Raw genomic sequence first — 22,002 nt, forward strand, 5'->3', positions numbered from 1 at the left:
TTATACAAAAAATGCGGGTCCGATCTGAGCCGACAGCGACTTGATTTCGGCTGCCCGTTTATTCGTTTCAGCCTGTTTCACTTCGTCGATCAGCACGACGATCTGCTCCAGCATCCGGTTAAAACGGTAGCCGACCTGCGCCAGCTCGTCCTGGCTCGGGCTTTCGAACCTTGCCGACAAATCGTTTCCTTCCACCCGCTTCATGACCTGCTGAAGCCCTTGCAGCGGCTTCAGCAGATAACGGGTAAATTCGCCCGAAACGAGCGCCGTGATCAGAAAAGCAAGCAAAGTGATTAAAAAGATCATCCATTTGACATAGATCATATCGTGGAGCACGTGATCCTTGGATTGGATCGCCATAATCGTCCAGTCATTGATGCTCATGTGCGCATAGTTCAACAAATAGTCTTGGCGATCCATCTCATATGTCGTATAGCCGGAAGCCCCGCCATGAATAAATGGCTTCACAAAGCCGCTGCCTACCGCTTCATTCACAAGCGCGTTCGGCTCCCGCCATACGGGTGCGGCATCGGCATTCAGCAGCACGCGGGACGAACCGCTGTCCGATTCCGGCCCGACCAGCTTGCGGAGCCCCTCTTCCCGAATATTGACGACTACATAGACATCACTGACGGGAAAATCGGATATCGGCAGCAAAATAAGCGAGACCACCCGCTCTTTCCCTAAAAACAAGGTGTCTTCATGCCCTTCGATCCAGAGATTCTTCTTCGCCTGCTGCGTTCGCTGATATAAAGAAGTATCTGCGAAAGCGGTTTGCCGGTTCCGGTTCATCGACAGAGGATAGAACTCTCCCATCGGAGTCGACACATAAATCGAATGAATCAGCGGCTCGGCAATTCTCGCCTGGGAAAACACGTTGTCCATCTCCGCGAGGTGCGTATAATAGTTTCCTTTCTCCCCGGTGGATACGTCCTTCAGCATATTGCGAAACTGCGGGCTGATCATAAACGTCATCATAACGATCATCAGCTTATTCAGCTTTTCGTCTACGATCTGTGCGGATTTAACGACCGTATCCTGGGTCAGCTTCAGCGCGTTCTCTTCCATAATGTTGGTCGTAATATAATAGCTGAACCCGCCGGTGATCAGAATCGACAGCAGGGTCACCATAATAAAAGCCGATCTCAATTTGCTTCGGAACGACAGCTGTTTGTAATCAATCAATGCGTCTCACCCTAATCTGTGTGTTGAGTACATCGATTATGTCACAGTCCCGCCCGCTTTCACAAGACTCCCTTTAGGAGGAGGCTACTGAAAAAGTCATCGCTGCGAGTACAGATCGTTCTTCCGACCGAAACAAAATAGTGACATTTCAATATCAATTCGCGTAAATATAAATAACACATAAATTACATGAAAGTTTCATTTGTTCATATATTTTAATGACAGCGAAGAGTTGACGAGAGGGGAATACGCAATGGGAAGCTCATTACGCAAGGTTGCCATCGTCGGAGTCGGTTATGTCGGAGCCAGCTGTGCCTACGCCTTAATCAACCAGTCGATCTGCGACGAGATCATGCTGATCGACCGCACCCCGGACCGCGCTTATGCTCAAGCGCTGGACTTATCGCACTGCATGGACTTCACGCATTCACGCACCAAAGTGTATACAGGAACCTACGAGCAGTGCAAGGACATGGATATCGTCATCCTGTGCTCCGGGGCCACACCTCCGAACAGCAAGAACCGGCTTGATGCGCTGGAGCTGGCCCAGGACATTCACAAGCCGATGATCAAGCAAATTATGGCCAGCGGCTTTCAAGGCGTGTTCCTCGCGGCAGCCAATCCGGTCGATCTTGTCACTTACATGGTGTGGAAGCTATCGGAGCTTCCCCGCCATCAGGTTCTAGGCACCGGCACCTCGATCGACTCCTCCCGCCTAAAAACGCTGCTCTCCAACTATTTGCCGGTAGATCCGCGGAGCGTGCAGGGCTATGTGCTCGGCGAGCACGGTGAATCCCAATTTCCTTGCTGGTCGCATGTCACGATCGGCGGTAAGCCTATCCTCGATATTCTCGCACAGCATCCGAAGCGGTTCGGACATATGAACCTGGAGGAAATTGCGCTGCAAACCAAGGATGCAGGCTGGGAAATATACAGCCGCAAAGGCTCCACCCATTACGGCATCGGCAATGCGCTTGCTTATATTACCCGCTCGATCCTCAATGACGACCACAAAGTTATTGCCGTATCCGCCATTCTGGATCAGGAATACGGACAAACGGATTTATGCGCGGGCGTCCCGGCCATCATCAACCGGCAGGGCGTGAAAGAAATCGTCGAGCTGAATTTGTCGCCCAAGGAAAAGGATCAGTTCAACTACTCCTGCTCCGTCCTCCGGCAGGCGGTACAAAGGCTTTCTTTATAGTTCCGCAGGATGAACCCAAGAGCAGCCAAAATAACCCCACAAAGTGGGGCTTATGCTTCGAGGCGGACTCATGTACTTTGCGGGGACCCCGAAATTTTATAAATTCTATGATGTCAAAAAAAGCCCGGCGCCTCCGCGCGGCCGCTTCCGCTTAAAAGCAGAATCGGCCAGCCGCGGAGCGTCCGGGCATGTCTACGTTCCGGTTATTGTCCTTTGCTTACCCAAAACTTAATGTTATCCCCTGAATGAAGCTGCGTATTCGGCACGGGCTCCTGCTTGAATACCGTATTGTTCGCCTGATCGCTCGCCTCAATCACAAATTCATAGTGCAGGCCGTAAGCCAAAGCCTGCTTCTCCGCTTCCTCCCGGCTCAGTCCGATCAGGCTGGGCGCCTGGACAGGCTCTCCGGACGCGGGCGGCTTCTCCGGCGACGGTTCCGGCTTCGTTTCCTTAGGCGCAGTCTCCGCCGGCTGCTGCGTCTGCGGCGTGGCCGGCACCTGCTCGGCAAACGACGGATCTTCGCCGCGGTTCGGCTTGTGATTATCGATCAATTCGATCAGAATGAAGCCGGCCAAGGCTACAATGCACAGAAACGCGGTACCGAAAATGAGCACCCGCTTAGCCAGCCATCCGACCGACCGTTTTTCCTCCGCAGGCTCATCGAGCTCCATCGCCGCCGTTTTGTCTTCGGCCTCATCGCCCTCCGGCTCAGGTGCGGCTGTCCTACGCGCTGCCGGACGGGACGGACCCGCGACGAACTGCTTCAGCTCGCGGATGCGCTCCTGCTCCTCGTCCTTATACGGGTTAGGCCGTGCTGCAGACGCGGATGGAGCCTGCGCCGACGCCGTAGGCGCAGGCTTCACATCGTCCATTCCGCGTTCGCCGCGGAAGCTCAGCTGCTGCCGGAGCTGGGAAGTAAATTCCTTCAGCGACAGCTGTCCCGCCGATGCCTGGCGAATAATGCCAAGAACCTCCTCCCGCTGCTGAGACTGCAGGTCGCGCAGCGATTCGAGAAGCAGCAGCTCCAGACTTTCCCACGACAAGGGGATCGTTTGAGCGCCGGTCAGAAATTGATAGAGCAAACCGCACAGCCCGGTAACGCCCCGGTGGCGCGCAGGCCCCTGCTCCCAGTAATTCATGACCACAATCTGATTCTCTTCATTTAACCACAGGTTCTCGGCATGCACGGAGAATTGCGTAATCCCTTCCGCAAACGCTTTTTGCATCGTCACGCTCAAGCCGCAGATCAGAAGAATGCTTTCCTCGAAGCTCCAGGCCTGCCGGCCGATCTCCTGGGCAAGCGGCTTTCCGCTGCTCGGTTTAAGAATCGCTACGATCCGGCTCGACTCAGTGTCCATGCCGAGATCCAGGATATGCATAAAATTTTCGCCGGTAAACTGGGAGGCTTCCCGCAGCTGACGCAGATAACGCGCCGTGAACGCTTCATCCGGGCTGTCCACCCCATACAAAATCACATGGCGTTTCAATGAAAGATCCGTCCCCAGATAGATCATTCCGCCCGGCAGCGACATGATCGTTTTCTCTGGTACGTACCGGTTCCCAATGCTACCTTCCATTAGGCTGGCCCCCTTTATCTATCCTTTCGGGAAATGATCGGATGTAAATCCTTTCGCATCTCATTTATATCGTTCGTAACGCAGTCTTATTTTCCGCTGAATTAAATAAAAGATTTCAGGCAATACAGCGACTTACCCTAAAAGACGCAGACCGAAACAAAAAAGTTTCGGATTCCGCAGCTACAGCACCTGCTGCAGAACCGTGTCCACCTTTTGCAGATGAAGCAGCAGCCTTTTCTCAGCCATAGCCTCATCCTGATCGCGGATCGCTTCAAAAATAGCCGTATGCTCCTGCAAAAGCCTTTCCGCGGACGCCAGTTCTCCATAGAACCATAAGGCCCGCGACTTGCCCATGCTCTCCTGCAGCCGCTGCGTTAAAGACTCCATAATTTGCAGAAACAGCTTGTTATGGCTGGCCGCTGCAATCTGGAGGTGAAAATCGACGTCCGCCTGCTCTCCCAGCGTTTCGTCAGCCAGCACATCAAGCATCAGACCGATCGTCCGCTCCATAGCGGCAAGATCGCTATCCGTGCGGTTCCTTGCCGCCAGGACCACGCACCCTACCTCAATATATTTGCGGACCTCCAGCACTTCCTTCAAGGAATCCGTCCCTTCAAAAAGAGGCTGCGCACCTCCCGCCTGGTCCGCCTTCGGCAGCTCCTTGCTGACGAAGGCTCCTCCGCCATGGCGAATGTCGAGCCATCCCATAGCCTTCAAGGCGCTCAGCGCTTCACGGATCGTAGAACGTCCCAGCTGAAAGCTGTTCGCGAGCTCCACCACCGAGGGAAGACGGTCGCCCGGCTTCAAATCGTTCGACTCGATCCGCTGAAGGATAGCTTCCATGACCAGATCGGATCCTTTTTGCGGCTTTACATTCGTAAACTGCTTCATACAATCCCCCGAAAAAAAGAATATACACTTATTCAAGCATACGCTATAATGAAAGAAAAGTCATCAGATGACCTGATCTCAATTCTTGTTAGGTCTTGTTGGCTGCTGCTCTGCCAGTAAAATCCATTGATCCAGGGAGGCTGTCCTATTTATGCTGGATGATTCCGTCCGCCAACAGCTTCGCAGCATTGTCGGCGAAGCCCATTTTAAAGATGATCCCGAAGCGCTTATTTCTTACTCCTATGACGCCACGCCTATGCACCAGTCGCTGCCGGACGGGGTCATTTATCCCGCCGATACGGCGCAGGTCTCCGCCATCCTCCGGGTAGCGAACGAGCACTGCATCCCAGTCATCGGCCGTGGTGCCGGCACCAATCTCAGCGCAGGCACCGTCCCGGTAGCGGGCGGACTCGTGCTCGTGATGAACCGGATGAATCGGCTGCTCGAAATTGACCGGGACAATCTGACCGCGACGTTTCAGCCCGGGTTGAATACCAAGAAGTTCCATCAGGCCGTAGAGGAGCTGGGCTACTTCTATCCGCCCGATCCGAGCAGCATGGTCATCTCCACAATGGGCGGCAACATTATGGAATGTGCCGGAGGCCTGCGCGGGCTGAAATACGGCACGACCAAGGATTACGTGATCGGTCTTGAGGCCGTGCTGCCGAACGGGGACATTATCCGTACCGGCGGCAAGCTGTACAAGGATGTTGCCGGCTATGACCTGACGAAGCTGCTGGTCGGCTCCGAGGGAACGCTTGCGATCATTACCGAAGCAACCGTCAAGCTGCTGACGGCCCCTACCTACAAGAAAACAATGCTCGCCATGTACAAGGATATTTATGCTGCGGCCCGAACCGTATCTAGCATCATCGGGCAGCACCGGATTACGCCCTCTACGCTGGAGTTTATCGATAATCCGACCCTGCGCGTCGTCGAGGAATTCAACAAGATCGGCCTGCCGCTGGAGATGGAAGCAATTCTGCTGATTGAACAGGACGGCTTTAACGAGGACATCATCGACGCGGATATCGCGAAGATCAAGCAGATCTGCATGGAAGAAGGAGCCGCCGAGGTGCAGCTGGCCCGCAGCGCCGAAGAAGCGGAGAAGCTGATGAAAGCGCGCAGGAGCGCCCTGTCTACCTTGGCCCGGATCAGTCCGACCACCATTCTGGAGGATGCTACGGCTCCCGCTCCCATATCGCCGAGATGGTTATCGCGATCAATGAAATCGCCAGGAAATACGGCGTCAATATATGCACGTTCGGCCACGCCGGAGACGGCAATCTCCATCCTACCTGTACGACCGACGTCCGCAATCCCGAGGAAATTCATCGGGTGGAGCAGGCGTTTGAGGAGATTTTCGAGAAGGCGATCGCGCTCGGAGGCACGATTACCGGAGAACACGGCGTCGGCGTAGTTAAGGCTCCTTACTTGGAGTGGAAGGTCGGTGCGGCCGGCATTGAGCTGATGAAAAGCATCAAGCAGGCATTTGACCCGAACCACATCATGAATCCCGGCAAGATATTTGCCAAGCCTTCACGCAAAAGGGTGGTGATCCAGCATTGAGTACTTCCGTCCCAACCCAACCAAACGCAGCGCCGCCTGCCCTAAAGACCGGTGCGTCATCCGCCGCTCTTAGAGAACGGATGAAGATCAAGCTGAATTATGACGAGCTTACGAACTGCATGCGCTGCGGCTTCTGTCAGCCCGCCTGTCCTACGTTCCAGGAGACCGGCTATGAAGCGGCCTCTCCGCGCGGGCGTATCGCCTTAATGAAAGCCGTAACCGACGGCCTGATGGAGCCCGACGCTTCCTTCAGGCAGCAAATGGACTTATGCCTCGGCTGCCGCGCCTGTGAGCCCGTCTGCCCGGCCGACGTGAAATACGGCCAGCTGCTGGAGCAGACCAGGGCCGTGCTCGAAGAGCAGCCGGAGCACCGCTGGTGGGTGCGCATCGCCCGCCAAGCCGCTTTTAAGCATGTGTTCCCGAGTCCGAAGCGCATGCGGCTTGTAGGCGGCGCATTGAAGGTGTATCAGCGCTCCGGACTGCGCGCTTTGGCCCAGGCTTCGGTACTGAAGCTGTTTCCCGACTCGATGCGTCAGATGGAGGCCATTCTTCCTCCCGCCGCTTCGAAAGGCGTCGTCGAGCAGCTTGGCAGCTTTTACCCGGCCAAGGGCGAGGCGATTGCCACCGTCGGCATGTTCCGCGGCTGCGTTATGGATATTCTGTTTACGGAAACGAATATCAACACGGTCAAGCTGCTGTCGGAAGCCGGCTTTAACGTCGTTATACCCGAAGCGCAGCAGTGCTGCGGCGCGCTCCACGCCCACAGCGGGGAGCTTGAGCAGGCCAAGCAGCTGGCCAAGCAGAACATCGCCGCCTTTAAGCAGGCGCAGGTCGATTATATTGTATCGAACGCCGGCGGCTGCGGCGCCCTCCTGATTGAATACGATCATCTGCTGCATGAGGATGCAGAGTGGAGTCTCGACGCGCAGTGGTTTGCCGACCGCGTGAAAGATGTATCGCAAATCGTGATGGAAAAAGGCCGCTTAGCCGCCCTGTTCCCTCCATCCGGCCAAGCGTCTGCCAAGAACACGAATTCAGCCGGGACCAGTGTCGTCCTCCAAGCTGAAAGTCACGTACCAGGACTCCTGCCATCTCCGTAATGTCATGAGATCCGGGAACGCTCCGCGGGATTTAATCAGCCGGACGGCCGACATTACCTTCGTCGAGCTTCCGGAAGCGGACCGCTGCTGCGGCTCGGCGGGCATTTACAATCTGGTCCAGCCGGAAATGTCCATGCAGATCCTGGATCACAAGATGGAGCATGTCAAGCATACGGAGGCTCATGTGCTGCTCACAAGCAATCCCGGCTGCCTGCTGCAGATGAAGCTGGGTGCGGAACGCGAGAACCTGTCCGACCGGTTGAAGGTGATGCATGTCGTCGATTTCCTTCATGAACGGCTGCAGGCCTCTTCCATAAAGTAACATCCAGCTGTAGACCTCATCTGTCATGTAATGCGCAGCTCTCTGACCTCGTCCGTGAAGTAACGCACTAGCAGCCCGCCGGAAGAAATACAGGTAAAAAACAAAGGCACTCGCGACAACAAGTTGTCCGAGTGCCTTTGTTTTTGTATATAAATGGTAATTATTTACATTTACCTCAAGGGGCGTACCCTAGCCTTAGAATATCTTATCCGAAACAAAAAGTCTATTCTTTTTTCGAATTATCTTTTATAGTTTAATAGCTGCTTCCGCGGGGCGGCAATAGATCAAGGACCACACTCCCGGCTTCATACAACCGGGATTCGGTTTACAAAGGAGAATGGCAGATGAGGATCGGCAAACGGAGTTTGGGCGGCCTGGAAGTGTCCGCTATCGGACTTGGATGCATGGGTATGTCTGAATTTTATGGAGTAACGGATGAAGCCGAATCGATTGCCGCCCTGCATCAGGCGCTGGATTTGGGCATTACTTTGTTCGATACCGCGGATATGTACGGAATCGGCGGAGCGAATGAGACGCTGATAGGCAAAGCTTTAAAAAACCGGCGTTCGGAAGCGTTAATCGCCACCAAATTCGGAGTCGTCCGCGATGCGGAAGGAAACATATCGGGGTTCGACGGGACGCCTAAGTATGTTAAAAAAGCCGCGGAAGCCAGCTTGCGCCGGCTGGGCATGGACCATATCGACTTGTACTACCATCATATGCCCGATCCCGATGTCCCTGTCGAGGAAACCGTCGGAGCCATGGCCGAGCTGGTACAGGAAGGAAAAGTCCGCTTTCTCGGGCTTTCGAATGTAGACGCGAATGCTTTGATCCGCGCCGGCGCGGTCCACCCCATTGCAGCCTTGCAAGCGGAATATTCCTTGTGGAGCCGCGAAATCGAGGAAGCGTTTCAGACGGCGCGCAGGCTCGGCATTGGGATAGCAGCCTACAGCCCGCTGGGTAAAGGATTTTTGGCAGGCCGGTTTAAGCAGTCTGAAGACTTGCAGAAGACGGATATCCGGCGTCACTTTACGCGCTTTCAGGGTAAGAACCTGAAGCAAAATCTGGAGCTGCTTGCGGAGCTCGAAAGCATCGCGCAGGAGCATGAAGCCACGCCGGCTCAAATCGCGCTCGCTTGGGTGCTCAGCCAAGGAAACGATATCGTGCCGATTCCGGGCACCAAAAGAACCGCTTATTTATTGGAAAATAGCAAAGCGCTGGAAATAACTCTGAAGCCGGACGTATTGAAGCGAATCGACAGCCTAGCGCGCCGCGCCGCCGGCGATTTTGATGTGACACGCTCGACTTTAGACGAATTATAAACGCGCTTGGTTCGCGAGCCGCGGATGGCTGCGATCCACGCGAAGAGGCTGTGCCCCGGAACGGACGGGTACAGCCTTTTTTTCATAAACGATGACCCGCCGCCGTATTCATCAGTCAAATAAGCTTAGTAATAATAAGCCATCAGCAGCTCGTCGTAGCTGCGTCCATTGATTTGGAGCGCATGCTTCTCCGTGCCGTACACTTCAAACCCCGTCTTGGTGTACAGCCGAACCGCCGGCTCGTTTCCTTTGGTGACGGCCAGATGGATCTGCTCCAGGCCCTCCTGTTTCTCGCCGCGAGCAATCACCTCGTTCAGCAGCCGTCCGGCGATTCCCTGACCTTGAAAGGCCGGCGATACATATACGCCCCAAATCAAGCCTTTGTGCCTCAGCTTCCGCTTCCCCTCACGGACAAATCCGGTCATGCCGACCAGTTCCCCCTGGCTGTTGTATGCTCCCAGAATATAATTGTCTTCTCCTGAACCCATTCTTTGCTTCACAGCCTCCAGGGATAGATCGACGGATTCTTCGTAGGAGGAAGCGAAAGCCTCCGGATTCGTCCGCAGCCCTTCCAGCCTCAGCTTCCAATAAGCTTCGGCCTCGTCCTGCCGGATGGTGCGCAACGTTACGGACGGCGGCGCTTCCTCGTTCACTGATAGCTCATTTCTTCGATCCTCAGCCGCAAGCTCTTGCTCCAGCTCCGTCTCAATTTGCTCATCGGACAGATGGAAATCGTCCTGCTCCTCGATCCCCAGCTTTTCTTTTATTTTTTGCAGATCGCCGCGCATTCGCTGGTTTGCAAGTGACATACTCAACACCAGCCCGAACGTTCCCGCTATGATGAGCAGCGTACCGTAAGGGGCTGCCAATAGGCATACAAGGATTGCCGCTAACATGACGACAGCTATTCCCAGGATCGGCATACTATCCTCCTATTTCTTCTTAGGGATAGAAGCGGACTGGTACCGCTCCCCCAAGCACATTTTGGCAATATATAAAATTTGGCCTACATGCTCCGAGAAATGGGCAGCGCTTTGAAGCAAAATGTCCAGATTCGTCTTCTCCTGCTGACGGACACGCTGCGTCTGAAACCAAGCCGCCTCGGGCAAAGTCTCCGCCGTGCGGATGAGCTCGGCAAAGCGAGCCGTCAACAGCTCCTGCGCCTCCGCCCGGCTTATCCGCATGTCGGCGAACTCCCGGTCGCGGTCGCGTGTGTAATCCACCCCAAGAATCCCCTTGCCGATTCGTTCCCTGATGTTCTCGCCCATATGATAAATAAGGTTCGATATGCTGTTGCTCTCCCCCTCCGGACGCCAATTGACCTGTTCGTCGTTCAGCTGCTCCAGCACGAACTGCGTTCGATTCTTCAAGTCGGTAAATTTGAAAACAAGCCAATGGCGGATAAGCTTCAGTTCCATATGCTCACGCTCCTGATTTTACCGTTGGATAATAACCCGCAGCCTATAAAATATTTCCTCGCAATTGCCGGCATGGCAGAACAGGGCTCTCACGCTCCACATCTGCATCATATCGCTGACATGTACATTGTACGCTGTCACCTTCGTCCATACTGCTGGCGCCTGCATTCATTTTCCGCTGATACCTGATTCATACCGCCTGGCATCTGCATTCCATACCCTCTACAAACTTCTGCATTCATCCCATTGACATCTGTATTCATGCCAGCATCTGCACTCTTGCGCCGACACCAGCATTCATCCCCCGCTTCAGAGACGCTTCTCCATCGCAATATAAGCATGCTTTCTCATCGGATAGCTCACTTCGCCGACTCGCTCGTACCCGTATTTCTCATAGAGGGCGAGGGCTCCTGCATTCGCGCTGTAAACCTCAATTCTCACGCTTGTACAGCCTGCCGACTTCGCCTGCCCTTCCGCGTATAGCAGCAGCTTTTTACCCAAGCCGCGGCCCTGCTGCTCCGGATGCACGGCAAGCCTGTGAATACAGCTGACTTTCCCGCTGCTGTCTTTCCATGCTAAATTCGCATATTTCTCATGCTGCTTATCGTCCCAAGTAATGACGCCCGCGAAGCCGTTCCCTTCCTTGACGCCGTACATGGAGCCTTCGGCAATATCTTTCTTATGCGTGAACCTGTTGGGATAGATCCATTTCCATTGGTCGTTCCCCTGCTTCGCCAGCTCTTTTTTCACCGCTTTAAACAGCGAGAGGACGGCCGAATAATCACTCATGTCCACCTTGTGCACCAGCATGCTCTATGCTCCTTTACCGTCATGGATTACTCTATCCTTCGGGGTTCTATATGGAGTTCCCTTCCACCGACCGATACAAAGGCCAACGCTCACGCTTCTTCAGGACGTTTCCGCCACCTCCGCTAGTTTCTCAGCGGTTCCAGCCCAACTGCCTGTTCATCACCTCTCCCGGCCAGGAATCAATAGCCTTGCTGCAAATCGACCAGATGCTCCTTGGGCGGCATTCCCTTGTCGACACCGTCCAGCACTTTCAAAAAGTCAGCGGCCGCCTCCTCGGGTCCCGTCACTGCGGAAATATGAGGGGTAACGATAATGCCCGGATGATCCCACAGCGGCGAGCTCTCGGCAAGCGGCTCTTCGGCAAAAACATCCAGCACGGCCAGGCGCACCTGCCCCGCGTCGAGCGCCCGCAGCAGAGCCTCCGGCTTAACCGAAGCGCCTCGCCCCACATGAATAAATCCGCTTTGCTTCATGGCTCCGAACAGCCGCTCATCGAACAACTGATTCGTCTCCCGCGTGAGCGGCAGCGTGTTGATAACCCAGTCGGCGGACTCCAGCAGTCCGGTACAGGAGGCCAGCGTTACATTGCTTGCAAAATAAGGCTTGCGGCCGCCGCTTCGCGATACGCCCGACACCTGCATGCCGAAGAAGGAAAGCTGGCGGGCGACCTCCTGACCGATCGTCCCCGTTCCGAAAATAACGGCCGTTTGCCCGGCAAGCGGCCTGGGCGTATGCGGCACCCAGCTCCGCTCCCGCTGCTGCGCTCTGAAACGTCCGTGATGCTGCGCTTCAGCCAGCATATAGCTTAAGCAGTACTCGCTGATTTGGCGTCCGAATACGCCTATCGTTCTCGTCAGCAGCACGCCAGGCAGCCATTCGCGGCTGTGCACGAAAGCGTCCACGCCCGCCCCCAGCGCGTGAACCCACTGCAGCCCTTCCAGCCGGAACCCAGGCGGTGGACGAAACCCTACGAAAGCATCCGTCCAATCGTAATCCTCCGCGGTCAGGTCCGCTTCCGCCAGGAACCGAAAGCTCTTATCGCTGCGCTGCCGAAGCAGCGGCTCCAGCTCCCGGTACATCCGGCCGGTGACCACAATATTTTGTATCGTACTCAATAGATTCCGCCCCTTCATGCTGTCAAATATAAAAGACCCGAAACACCTATCGGTTTACGGGTCTTTCCATACTGAATTCGTTACCAAGGCAGCCTGAAGGCTAACCCTGCTGCAACTCGGCCATTTGTTTTCTTGCCGCTTCAATCAAATCATAATAATCCGGGCTGGCGCTCAGCAGCCAGTTGCGGTGAAGAACCGCCGTCTGATCCTGCTCCGGCTCGCCGTAAGGCCAAGTTCCCTGGAAGCCTTCGGCATAATCCTTCATCAGCATTAAGAGCGCCGCGGCCCATTGACGGGTACCGCTAATTTTCGGCACGAGCGGGTAATACTGATCGTAAGCGGCGCGGATCAGCATATGCGCCACTTCCTGCAGCACGCTCGGCACGTCCGCTTCATTCAGCTTCTCGACAATCGCTTCCGGCAGCTCCACCTCATCCGTAGAAGCAATCTCCTCATATTGCGCAGGCGTCACAAGACCCTGCTGCTTCGCGACCCACAGCTTCATCCGGTCAAGCACCGGCTTGTACACCGCAGGCACCGAAACGGTCAGCTCAGGCTCCGGATTGTCCAGGCTGATGATGAACGATTCCTCGAACTTATTCAGCGCGGCGTTGCCCCGCACGCCTAACCAGCGGAGAGCCAGCAGCGCATGCGTTCTGACCTTCGGATCGATCTTCTCGTTGCGGCATACGCGGCGCAGCAGCTTCTCGCTGCGGACATCGGGCAGCATGCACAGAAGACGCACGGCAGGCAGCACCATATTCGGGTCTTCCAGCCATTGCTTCACATGCTCCAGAATCGTGTCAAACGACTCCTCCATAAGCCAATCCAATTCAATCCGTCTTCCCGCATACTGCTCCAGGCTCAGCATGCCCTGGTTCTGAAGCACCTCTTCGCCGTATTGATCCACCAGCCCCTGATAAGCGGCTTCCAGCTCGTCTGCCATGGGAGCAAGAGCCTGCTTGTCCTGCTCGCTGACCCCGTTCATCTGCAGAACCTGACGAACCCATTGAGACAGGGCATGCGGATTCTGCTGCCAGAGCATCATGACGAACGTAACCATGTCCCGGTCAAACGTCAGTCCCGGCTGAAGCGCGAAACGCGCCAGCACCGTCTGCGAGTCGTCTTCCTTGCGCATCAGGCTCAAAGCAAGCACAAGTCCGTTCCATGCGTTGCCGTTACCCCGATCCTCCAGCAGCGCCCGGTAAAAGCAGAATGCCGCCGCTCCGTAAGAATCTGCCTGCAAATAATGGCGGCCAAGCCCGCCTAAGTCTTCATATGGATTCATTGTGCGTGGTCCCCCAACTCTAGTTATATTCGTACTTTCGTTTCCGAAAACGACTGTCCATCTTTGTTATCCGGCGTGCGCATTCAATCCGCGGCAGTAATCCACCACTTGACGGTACGGCAGATTGCCCCCGAATATATCCAGTGCGCTGCCGATGGTGATGTCCAGCTTCCCTCGGCTCAGCCGGTGGAACAGCTCAAGATCGTCCAGGGAACGCGCCCCTCCGGCATAGGTTGTAGGAATGGTTACGCAATCCGCCAAATGCCCGATCAGCTGCTCATGAATCCCGGTGCGTTTGCCTTCCACATCCACCGCATGCACGAGGAACTCGTCGCAGCAGCCCTCCAGCTCCTGCAGATGGCTGCGTTTGACTTCAAAGGAGCTGAAGGTTTTCCATTGGTTCGTCACGACGAACCATTTGCCGTCCTTCTCTTTGCAGCTGAGGTCGATCACCAGCCTGTCTTTGCCCACCTCGGCAACAATTTTATGTAAATGATCCTTGTTCAGCTCGCCGTTCTGAAAAATATACGAGGTGACCACCACATGCGACGCCCCTTGCTCCAAATAGCGGGCCGCATTGTCCGCGGTAATCCCTCCTCCGATTTGCAGTCCGCCGGGATAAGCCTGCAGCGCTTGTATCGCGGCCTCTTCGTTGCCGCCTCCAAGCATAATGACGTGCCCGCCGCGCAATCCATCCTGGCGAAACATGTCGGCGTAATGAGCGGAGGACAAGTCGGAGACGAAATTTTCTATTACGGGGCGCTGACCATTCAAGGTTTCGCCTACAATTTGCTTGACCTTCCCTTGATGCAGATCGATACAAGGCCGAAAATTCAATGCATGTCCCTACTTTCCTAGAAGTAATTACAAGTTCTAACCACTATACTACCATGAAAAGGATGATTTTAGGTAGTACTCCCTATACTCCTGATAAAAACGGCCTTCATTTATATAGGTTAAAAAAAGACAGCCTGCGACTTCCAGCTGTCTTCCGCCTGTTATTGGATTGATTTATTTTCCAGCAGAAGGCACATTTCCTCAATTGCCTCCTCCTCATCCATCCCTTTAGTTTGTACGGTAATGACCGTTCCCGGCCGGAAAGGTAAAATCATCATCCCGAGTATGCTCTTGGCATCCAGCAAAATGTTGTCCTTCTCAAAGCGGATTCGGATATCCGAACGGTACATGCTGGCCCGGTGTGCAATCCATTGCAAATACTGGGGCTGGAATTCATTTGTGATGATCATTTCATGCACTCTCATATGGCTCCTCCGATCGACAGTTGCTTAAATGTAAGTTTATTTTATGCATAAGAGTACAAGCTTGTGCTCCCTATTATACACAATTTACCTGCTCAGGGTAAGCGTTTGCAGTGCGATTTTACGAAAGAAATTGCGTGTTAATATTTTCCACAAAATAGTCGGATCTGTCAATGATTCCGCCGTCAAAAAAGACAGCCTCGGCATGAACGGATTCAGCCTGACTGTCTTTCCCACGGCTTGCATTGTACATCTCATGTACGAAAAGCGGCGATGCCGCCCGTTATCCCCAGAACGTTTGAAACAATAAATAAGCATTCAGCACGGCAATGATTCCCGCAACAACCCACGACAGTACCTTCAACCAGGATTTATTGGCGAACCGTCCCATCTTCTTCTTGTCATTGGTAAACATCACAAGCGGGATAACCGCAAAGGACAGCTGCAGGGAAAGGATAACCTGGCTTAGAATAAGCAGCTTCGCCGTGCCGCTCTCGCCCGCAATCGCCGTCACGATAACCGCGGGAATAATCGCGATCATCCGGGTAATCAGGCGGCGCAGCCAGCCCGGCAGACGGATATTAAGAAAGCCTTCCATAACAATCTGTCCCGCCAACGTGCCGGTCAAGGTCGAGTTCTGGCCGGAGGCGAGCAGCGCCACCCCGAACAAAACACTGCCTACTGCCGTTCCCAGAAGCGGTGTCAGCATATGGTAGGCGTCTTCGATCTCCGCAATATCGGTCATTCCCGCCCGGTGAAACGTTGCCGCGGACAGAATAAGAATGGCCGCGTTAATAAACAGAGCGAAAAATAAAGCGATAGACGAATCCCAGGTCGCAAAGCGGATCGCCTGTTTCTTCCCCTCGTAGGTGCGGTCGAACTGCCGCGTCTGCACGATGGAGGAATGCAAATACAAATTGTGCGGCATGACCGTCGCGCCCAGAATACCGATGGCAATGTACAGCATCATCGGGTTCGTAATGATCTCCGCGCTAGGAATGAAGCCGCGTGCGATGCCTCCGATTTCGGGCTTCGAAAGCACCATTTCGGTGACGAAGCATCCTCCTATGGTAATCATCAGCACGATGACCAGCGATTCGATAAAGCGAAAGCCCTTATTTTGCAGCAGCAGGACGACAAGCACATCCAGCGCGGTAATAATAACGCCGTACAGAAGCGGTATCCCGAACAGCAGGTTGAGCGCAATCGCCGACCCGATCACCTCCGCGAGGTCACAGGCCGCGATGGCCAGCTCGCACAATAACCAGAGCACCACGGACACCGGCTTGCTGTAATGGTCCCTGCAGGCCTGTGCCAGGTCTCTGCCGGTCACAATCCCCAGTTTGCCTGCCAAAGCCTGAAGCAGCATCGCCATCAGGTTGGACAGCAAGATGACGGAGAGCAGCGTGTAGCCGAACAAAGAGCCTCCCGCAATATCCGTCGCCCAGTTCCCTGGGTCCATATATCCTACAGCTACCAAATATCCCGGACCGACAAACGCCAAAAATTTGCGGAACCATGTTCCCTTTTTGGGCACTCGCATGGATCGGTAAACCTCGGGAAGCGACGGAAGCTGCGTCTCATTGCGCCAAGCCTCCGCCTCCACGGAATCGATCTCCATTTCTTTACGCATAAGAACACCTCTTTCTGTATGCAACGCCTCTTTGGTGCACCAAGCTAACTTTGTTGTCCTCATGCAACATTTTGACAAAAAAACGGGCCGCTCATGCTCAAGTATATGGCGGTCCCCGTCAAAAGTTGCTAGTTTTGCAAGCTATTTTTTGCAGCTTCGACAAGCTGGTCGAAATATTCGTCCTCTTCCTCCAGCAAATCCTCTACTGCCAGAATGTCCTCTTCGCTTCCCGACTGCTCAAGAAAATGCAGCCCATAGCTCCATTCCTTGCCTTTAGTGCTGTGTAACGTGATTTCGTAAGGATATTTATGCCCTTCGACTTGAAACTCGACCTGCCCCACATAGCCTTCTTCCTTGCTGTGGGTCATCGAGGCGGATTGGATACGGATCAATGGATTCACCCTTCTAAACAATTATCATATTTGTTGAAAATTATAATGAAAACGGAACGCTAATTCAAGAGGCGCCTTCCTTTTTATTCCTGACGTCTTGAGCGACGGGCCGCAGCTCTTCATCCGCAATGGTGCCGCCGCCGTAGCGCGCCTTATCATAGAGGTTAGCAAGCCGTTCGGCCGCTTCGGAGGGAAGTCCCGACGTTCCCCGCTCCTCAACTTCCAGCACTGTCTCCCGCGCCGTCAGTTCAGCCTTGGCGCTGTACCCCCCTGTTTCCGCCCTTTGCAGAAACAAGCGGTACAAATGCCTGGCACGTTCGCGATTATCGGTTAAGTCCTCCCATTTCGTTCCGCGTCCGGCGCGGGATTGCCTCCACCGCTTCCAGCGATCGGCCTGCGATTCCTTCCACAATTCCCAGGTCATCAGCCGTTCCACCTCGTCGTGATAGCCTGTGTCCTGAACGCGTTCGGCGCGGTTCAGCCAGCCGGTCAGCCACCGGAAGCAGCGTTTGATCAGCGCGGCCAGCCGTCCGCTCAGCCTGTAAATCAGGTAGATGGCGGCAGCGGCCAGCAGGATGCCCACAAGGACGTAAGCCAGCTTCTCGAGCCACACCAGCCATGCGGCAGGCTCTCCCCCCGGAGGCAGCTGGGGCGGCTGTGCAGGGGGCTGCGGGGCCGCCGGAGGCGCTTCCGGCTCAGCCGGCCGGTTCATCAGCCACTCGATGAATGCGACCAGCTGCCGCCTCAGCCAATCGGCAGCCTGCTGGAGCTTGCGGAACCAGACAACGGCCAGCGTTGCAGCAGCCAGCAGACCGATCAGCAGCCGGTTGTTGCGCAGCACGGCCGATGCCACGGCGGGCTCTCTGTCGCCCGATAGCGTCTCCTGCTGAACGTTGGCCTGATTGGCCATAACCAGCGTAACGAGAAGCGCTGCAAGCCCTGCGAAGTTCAAGAGAGGGATCGATGCCTGGAATGAAGGAATGGTGTGAAACGCGATGGAAGCTGCAAAATAAAGCAGCAGTCCGACGAGATACCATTTGATTTGAAAATAGATCCGCCATGGGATCGACGCCAGCTTGGCTCCCCGGTATACGAGCAGCCAGCTGACCGGCAGCAGCCAGCAGCTGCTCCAGGAAAGGCCGGATACGAGCAGCGTATATACGGCGCTAAGTACCAGTGCCGCCGCTAACAGCAAGTAGAAGCGCCGGATGGCAAACCTGCGGTTGACCGCATAACCGGCCGCATAGCATAAAGGCAGGGCGCCCGCCCAGCGCCACAGCGGCAGCTCGGGCGGAGCGGCCGCTGCTAGAAGCAGCAGCAGCGGGAAGAACAGCAGCAGCTCGACAGCTCCTTGAAGCAGTACGCGGACAATGCCCGCGCCGAATGTTTGCTTGTTCACGATGCGCTCTCCTCCTCCGCAGAAGCGGCATGGTTCGCCTTGCTATCGGTGGAGGAAGAAGCCGGACTAGCCGCGGAGTCCAGCGGCCATACCTCCACCGCATTGCCCAGATAACGAAGCCGCTGCATCGGCGGCTCCATTTTATCGCTGACATAGGCCGATAAAATAATGATATCGCAATTCGTTAAGCCGAGCTCAGCCTCTTCCTCCAGCAGCGTATCGAACGGAACTCTTCTCGCGACAACCGTCCGCGCCATCGTAGCGAGCAGCAGCTCCAGCTGCTCCGGCCCGTTCCTCGGCTCTACGCGCACCGCATCCTTCGGGCGGTCTATCGCATAAGCGTTCGTCGCAAAGCCCGTTTCGATCCCTTGGGCAATAGCATACTCGGCGATTCCCGCCGCATAGGACATGCCCTGCTCGAACATGGCTTCATCGTTGACCTCTCTCCACATCGTCGCATGGTCTTCCACGTTCAGGTAGATCATCAGCCGGTGATCTGCGGTGTAATCGCGCTGATGCACCTGCAGCCTCCCGCTCCGGGCGGTCGCCTTCCAATGGATGCCGTTCAGCGGATCGCCCGGCTGGTATTCGCGCGTTCCGCTTCTCATGAACGGATCGTCGACAATCCAGCGCCTTACGGAAATGTCTCCATGCCAGCTGTGGGAAGGAAGCTGCAGCTCCTGCAGATCGGCAGGCTTCGGGTACACCAGCAGCTCGGCATCCAGCGTCAGCCGAAGCGTCCGGCTGTACATACCGAGCAGATCCCCGCTGGTCAGCGATGCCGTATTCAGGCGGTAGCAGCCGCGCTTGGTGCACAGAATCCGGTGCCGCCGGGTAATCTGCGTGAAGGGCATCAGACTGAAAAAGCTTTTATGATTCTGAAACATCGCTCCCGCATCGATGTCCAGATTAGCCTGCTTCTGAAACCGGAGGCTCGCATGAAGCAGCGCTTCCAGCCGCAGCCAGGGAAGCGGACGCAGGCTCCGGTTCGCAATTCTCTCCACCAGCTCCACCTCCTGGCCCTCATAGCAGGCCGGAACGCTGAACCGCCGTTCGTAGGTCAAGCCCCTGCTTCCGAATAACCGGAACAAGAAGGCCTGCACGCCAAGCAGCAGCAGAGCCACGAGCAAAAACCAATGAATCCCCACAGCGCCCACTCCTAACGGGAACGAGCCATCGGCTCGGACGGAACGGGGACGTCCCTTATAATGGCGTCGATGATCGCCTCCGCCGTCTCGGAGCGGGTTCTTAGCGTCCCTTTCACCAAGATCCGGTGTGCCAGCACGGGCTTCGCCATCCGCTTCACGTCGTCCGGCGTGACGAAGTCTCTGCCCTGGAGCAGCGCGGCCACCTGGGCGGCCTTCAGCAGCGCCTGGCTGCCCCGGGGGCTGACGCCGATCGCCACTTCTCCGTGGGAGCGGGTCCGTTCCACAAGCTGCAGCAGGTAGGCGAGCACATCGTCATGGACGGCAACGGCGGAGTAATGCTCTTGAGCGGCGGCAATGTCCTCCGCGGTCGCGACGCCGTCGATCCGCTCGAGCGGATTGTCCTCCTTGAACCGCTTGAGTATGGCCAGCCCTTCTTCCGTGCTCGGATAGCCCATCTTCACCTTGAACAGGAACCGGTCCAGCTGCGCCTCGGGCAGCGGGAAGGCCCCTGCTGCTCCAGCGGGTTCTGCGTCGCGATGACAAGAAACGGCCGGGCAAGCCGGAACGTCTCGCCGTCGATACTGACCTGCCGCTCCTCCATGCATTCCAGAAGACTGGACTGGGTGCGCGGCGTCGCGCGGTTGATTTCATCGGCCAGCAGCAAATTGGTGAACAAAGGGCCGGGACGGAATTCGAATTCCGTGCTTTTTTGATTGAAGAAATGGATGCCGCTCAAATCCGTCGGAAGCAGGTCCGGCGTAAACTGAATCCGCTTGAAATCGCAGTTCAGCGATTTGGCCATGGCCTTGGCCAGCAGGGTTTTCCCGGTGCCGGGCACGTCCTCCAACAAAATATGTCCCGAGGCGATGAGGGCAATGAGCATTTTTTCCACTACCTCTTCCTTACCCACAACCACCTGACCGATATTCACCCGAATACGGTCCGCCAATGCTTGAATTTGCTCCAGCTGCATATACATATCCTCCCGGTTCGGCAAGCGCGTAAAGAAGGCGGATTTCCCTTTCCGTCAGGCTGGGAACCGCCCCGAATACGGCTGCTCATCAATTGAATGCATTATTAAATAAGCGCATATACGCCAAAAGGGCTTCGTTCCGAAGCTCTTCATCTAAGCGTTTTCATCCTTTCTCTACTATAACACTGAATGGAAAATTCGTACATTTCCGCCGCTTTTCATCCCGTTGGGTCTGTACTATACTTACAAATGAGGTGAGCTGCCATGAATTTACTGAAAGTCAAGGACCGCCATGAGCTGGATAAAAGGCTTCCTTCCATGCCGTGGTATGTGGAGAAATTCATCAATTACAAGCTCCCGGACCTGTCTCCTTCTTCCCTGCTCGAATATGTGCGGGACTATGATGCGTTCTTAACGTGGATGCTGGCCGAAGGACTGGCCGAGGCTCCCTCCATCCGGGACATCCCGATTGAAGCGCTGGAGACGCTGCACATGGAGAGCATTGATAACTTCCGCATGTTCTTATCCACCCGCAAGGAGAACGCGAATACGAAGACGACGATCTCCCGCAAGCTTTCCTCCCTTCGTTCCCTGTTTCATTATTTGAGCCAGATTGCCGAAGATGAGAACTTCTACCCGCTGCTCAAACGCAACGTGATGGCCAAGGTCGAGATCAAGCGGACGCATAAGCCGAAGGATACGGCTGCCAAGCTCGAAGGCAAGCTGCTGCAGGAATCGGAAATTATGGAGTTTCTCGACTATGTGCAGCGGGGCTATGAGCAGGATGTAGTCAATAACAAGCAGGCATTGTATTCCTATCAGCGCAATAAAGTCAGGGATACGTGCATCATCAGCCTGATTCTCAATTCCGGTCTGCGGGTATCCGAGGTATACAATTTGAACGTGGACGACATTGATCTCAAGAAGAAGCTCACCCACGTCTATCGCAAGGGTAAAAATGACGATACGTTCAAGACGCCGGTTTATTTCCGCCAGGAGGCCGTCGATGACCTGCTTCACTATTTGGAGCTTCGAACGTCGCAATATAAAGCCCCCAAGCGGGAGAAAGCACTGTTCCTGGCCGTCGCCAACGGAAAAAAGGAAGGCGAGCGGATGACCAAGCGCGCCATTCAGGAAATGGTGATCAAATACGCCAAACGGTTCGGCAAGCCTTATTTGTCCGTGCATAAGCTGAGACATTCTTTTGCAACGGATTATTATTTGCAGAACGATTTGTACAAAACGCAGGAGCAGCTTGGCCATGCTTCGCCGGAAACGACCCAAATTTATGCGCATTTGACCGATAAAACGATGGCTGAAGCCATCGATCTCCGCAAGGAATAGGCTTAATTTATCAAAAATTCCGCTGTCTACACTCTCCTGCCCCCACAAATTGT

General features: G+C 55.1%; 19 protein-coding genes and 2 pseudogenes. 6 read left to right on the plus strand and 15 right to left on the minus strand.

The annotated features are described in order from the left end of the window. A complete protein-coding gene (locus tag ACHHV8_RS18205) occupies positions 1-1,185 on the minus strand; it encodes a sensor histidine kinase (protein WP_395160313.1) in 1,185 nt (394 codons plus the stop codon). Positions 1,186-1,438: 253 nt separating this feature from the next. Between ACHHV8_RS18205 and ACHHV8_RS18210 the strand changes: the two genes are divergently transcribed. Further along, positions 1,439-2,389, plus strand: coding sequence for an L-lactate dehydrogenase (locus tag ACHHV8_RS18210; protein WP_395160315.1), 951 nt, complete (start codon positions 1,439-1,441; stop codon positions 2,387-2,389). Between the two features lie 203 nt (positions 2,390-2,592). On the opposite strand, the gene ACHHV8_RS18215 is transcribed toward ACHHV8_RS18210, so the two are convergent. Next, positions 2,593-3,966: a PASTA domain-containing protein gene (locus ACHHV8_RS18215; RefSeq protein WP_395160317.1), complete on the minus strand. Its 1,374-nt coding sequence runs from the start codon at positions 3,964-3,966 to the stop codon at positions 2,593-2,595. 180 nt (positions 3,967-4,146) lie between these two features. Beyond that, a complete protein-coding gene (locus ACHHV8_RS18220) occupies positions 4,147-4,857 on the minus strand; it encodes a FadR/GntR family transcriptional regulator (RefSeq protein WP_395160319.1) in 711 nt (236 codons plus the stop codon). Positions 4,858-5,008: 151 nt separating this feature from the next. On the opposite strand from ACHHV8_RS18220, the pseudogene ACHHV8_RS18225 reads away from it, so the two are divergent. The 4 genes and pseudogenes from ACHHV8_RS18225 (at position 5,009) to ACHHV8_RS18240 (ending at position 9,170) form a co-directional block, all read left to right on the plus strand. Beyond that, a pseudogene (locus tag ACHHV8_RS18225) lies at positions 5,009-6,426 on the plus strand (FAD-binding oxidoreductase). Next, positions 6,423-7,526: a (Fe-S)-binding protein gene (locus ACHHV8_RS18230; RefSeq protein WP_395160321.1), complete on the plus strand. Its 1,104-nt coding sequence runs from the start codon at positions 6,423-6,425 to the stop codon at positions 7,524-7,526. The pseudogene ACHHV8_RS18225 and the gene ACHHV8_RS18230 overlap by 4 nt, the downstream one beginning before the upstream one ends. A 4-nt stretch (positions 7,527-7,530) precedes the next feature. Next, positions 7,531-7,848 (plus strand): heterodisulfide reductase-related iron-sulfur binding cluster, encoded by a 318-nt coding sequence (locus tag ACHHV8_RS18235; protein ID WP_395160323.1) that lies wholly within the window; start codon positions 7,531-7,533, stop codon positions 7,846-7,848. Positions 7,849-8,192: 344 nt separating this feature from the next. Continuing rightward, positions 8,193-9,170 carry an aldo/keto reductase gene (locus tag ACHHV8_RS18240; protein WP_395160325.1) on the plus strand — a complete coding sequence of 326 codons (978 nt, stop codon included), beginning with the start codon at positions 8,193-8,195 and terminating at the stop codon, positions 9,168-9,170. 125 nt (positions 9,171-9,295) lie between these two features. Here ACHHV8_RS18240 and ACHHV8_RS18245 read toward each other — a convergent pair whose 3' ends face one another. The 12 genes and pseudogenes from ACHHV8_RS18245 to ACHHV8_RS18300 form a co-directional block, all read right to left on the minus strand. Further along, the gene (locus ACHHV8_RS18245; protein WP_395160327.1) at positions 9,296-10,093 is read right to left on the minus strand and encodes a GNAT family N-acetyltransferase; all 798 of its coding nucleotides are present in this window, start codon (positions 10,091-10,093) and stop codon (positions 9,296-9,298) included. 9 nt (positions 10,094-10,102) lie between these two features. Next, positions 10,103-10,588, minus strand: a complete 486-nt coding sequence (locus ACHHV8_RS18250; protein WP_395160329.1) for a DUF1572 family protein — start codon at positions 10,586-10,588, stop codon at positions 10,103-10,105. Positions 10,589-10,897: 309 nt separating this feature from the next. Further along, on the minus strand, positions 10,898-11,398 hold the full coding sequence (locus tag ACHHV8_RS18255) for a GNAT family N-acetyltransferase (protein ID WP_395160331.1): 501 nt from the start codon (positions 11,396-11,398) through the stop codon (positions 10,898-10,900). 179 nt (positions 11,399-11,577) lie between these two features. After that, positions 11,578-12,513 (minus strand): D-2-hydroxyacid dehydrogenase, encoded by a 936-nt coding sequence (locus ACHHV8_RS18260; protein ID WP_395160333.1) that lies wholly within the window; start codon positions 12,511-12,513, stop codon positions 11,578-11,580. Between the two features lie 100 nt (positions 12,514-12,613). Further along, positions 12,614-13,801, minus strand: coding sequence for a HEAT repeat domain-containing protein (locus ACHHV8_RS18265; protein WP_395160335.1), 1,188 nt, complete (start codon positions 13,799-13,801; stop codon positions 12,614-12,616). A gap of 66 nt (positions 13,802-13,867) precedes the next feature. Further along, positions 13,868-14,638: a phosphoribosylformimino-5-aminoimidazole carboxamide ribotide isomerase gene (gene hisA, locus ACHHV8_RS18270; RefSeq protein WP_395160337.1), complete on the minus strand. Its 771-nt coding sequence runs from the start codon at positions 14,636-14,638 to the stop codon at positions 13,868-13,870. A gap of 161 nt (positions 14,639-14,799) precedes the next feature. Next, complete coding sequence (locus tag ACHHV8_RS18275) at positions 14,800-15,063, minus strand: HPr family phosphocarrier protein (RefSeq protein WP_395160339.1); 264 nt, start codon at positions 15,061-15,063, stop codon at positions 14,800-14,802. Between the two features lie 280 nt (positions 15,064-15,343). Beyond that, positions 15,344-16,681 carry an Nramp family divalent metal transporter gene (locus ACHHV8_RS18280; protein ID WP_395163548.1) on the minus strand — a complete coding sequence of 446 codons (1,338 nt, stop codon included), beginning with the start codon at positions 16,679-16,681 and terminating at the stop codon, positions 15,344-15,346. A 140-nt stretch (positions 16,682-16,821) separates the two neighbouring features. Next, positions 16,822-17,094 carry a hypothetical protein gene (locus tag ACHHV8_RS18285; protein WP_395160341.1) on the minus strand — a complete coding sequence of 91 codons (273 nt, stop codon included), beginning with the start codon at positions 17,092-17,094 and terminating at the stop codon, positions 16,822-16,824. A 55-nt stretch (positions 17,095-17,149) separates the two neighbouring features. Further along, entirely contained in the window at positions 17,150-18,484 is a 1,335-nt protein-coding gene (locus ACHHV8_RS18290) for a DUF4129 domain-containing protein (RefSeq protein WP_395160343.1), read from the minus strand. Next, a complete protein-coding gene (locus ACHHV8_RS18295) occupies positions 18,481-19,632 on the minus strand; it encodes a DUF58 domain-containing protein (RefSeq protein ID WP_395160345.1) in 1,152 nt (383 codons plus the stop codon). Before ACHHV8_RS18295 ends, ACHHV8_RS18290 begins: the two co-directional genes overlap by 4 nt. An 11-nt stretch (positions 19,633-19,643) precedes the next feature. Then, positions 19,644-20,605 (minus strand): annotated as a pseudogene (locus ACHHV8_RS18300) (AAA family ATPase). Between the two features lie 264 nt (positions 20,606-20,869). Between ACHHV8_RS18300 and xerS the strand changes: the two are divergent. Continuing rightward, positions 20,870-21,949 (plus strand): tyrosine recombinase XerS, encoded by a 1,080-nt coding sequence (gene xerS / locus ACHHV8_RS18305; RefSeq protein WP_395160347.1) that lies wholly within the window; start codon positions 20,870-20,872, stop codon positions 21,947-21,949. The last annotated feature ends 53 nt before the right edge of the window (positions 21,950-22,002 follow it).

Source organism: Paenibacillus sp. TAB_01 (genome assembly GCF_043945595.1).
In the GTDB taxonomy this organism is placed as follows: domain Bacteria; phylum Bacillota; class Bacilli; order Paenibacillales; family NBRC-103111; genus Paenibacillus_S.

Bases quoted from the DNA above. Each gene is read 5' to 3' on its own strand.
- ACHHV8_RS18210 (WP_395160315.1), top strand. From the start codon at position 1,439: ATGGGAAGCTCATTACGCAAGGTTGCCATCGTCGGAGTCGGTTATGTC.
- ACHHV8_RS18215 (WP_395160317.1), bottom strand. From the start codon at position 3,966: ATGGAAGGTAGCATTGGGAACCGGTACGTACCAGAGAAAACGATCATG.
- ACHHV8_RS18220 (WP_395160319.1), bottom strand. From the start codon at position 4,857: ATGAAGCAGTTTACGAATGTAAAGCCGCAAAAAGGATCCGATCTGGTC.
- ACHHV8_RS18235 (WP_395160323.1), top strand. From the start codon at position 7,531: ATGAGATCCGGGAACGCTCCGCGGGATTTAATCAGCCGGACGGCCGAC.
- ACHHV8_RS18240 (WP_395160325.1), top strand. From the start codon at position 8,193: ATGAGGATCGGCAAACGGAGTTTGGGCGGCCTGGAAGTGTCCGCTATC.
- ACHHV8_RS18245 (WP_395160327.1), bottom strand. From the start codon at position 10,093: ATGCCGATCCTGGGAATAGCTGTCGTCATGTTAGCGGCAATCCTTGTA.
- ACHHV8_RS18250 (WP_395160329.1), bottom strand. From the start codon at position 10,588: ATGGAACTGAAGCTTATCCGCCATTGGCTTGTTTTCAAATTTACCGAC.
- ACHHV8_RS18255 (WP_395160331.1), bottom strand. From the start codon at position 11,398: ATGCTGGTGCACAAGGTGGACATGAGTGATTATTCGGCCGTCCTCTCG.
- ACHHV8_RS18265 (WP_395160335.1), bottom strand. From the start codon at position 13,801: ATGAATCCATATGAAGACTTAGGCGGGCTTGGCCGCCATTATTTGCAG.
- ACHHV8_RS18275 (WP_395160339.1), bottom strand. From the start codon at position 15,063: ATGAGAGTGCATGAAATGATCATCACAAATGAATTCCAGCCCCAGTAT.
- ACHHV8_RS18280 (WP_395163548.1), bottom strand. From the start codon at position 16,681: ATGGAGATCGATTCCGTGGAGGCGGAGGCTTGGCGCAATGAGACGCAG.
- xerS (WP_395160347.1), top strand. From the start codon at position 20,870: ATGAATTTACTGAAAGTCAAGGACCGCCATGAGCTGGATAAAAGGCTT.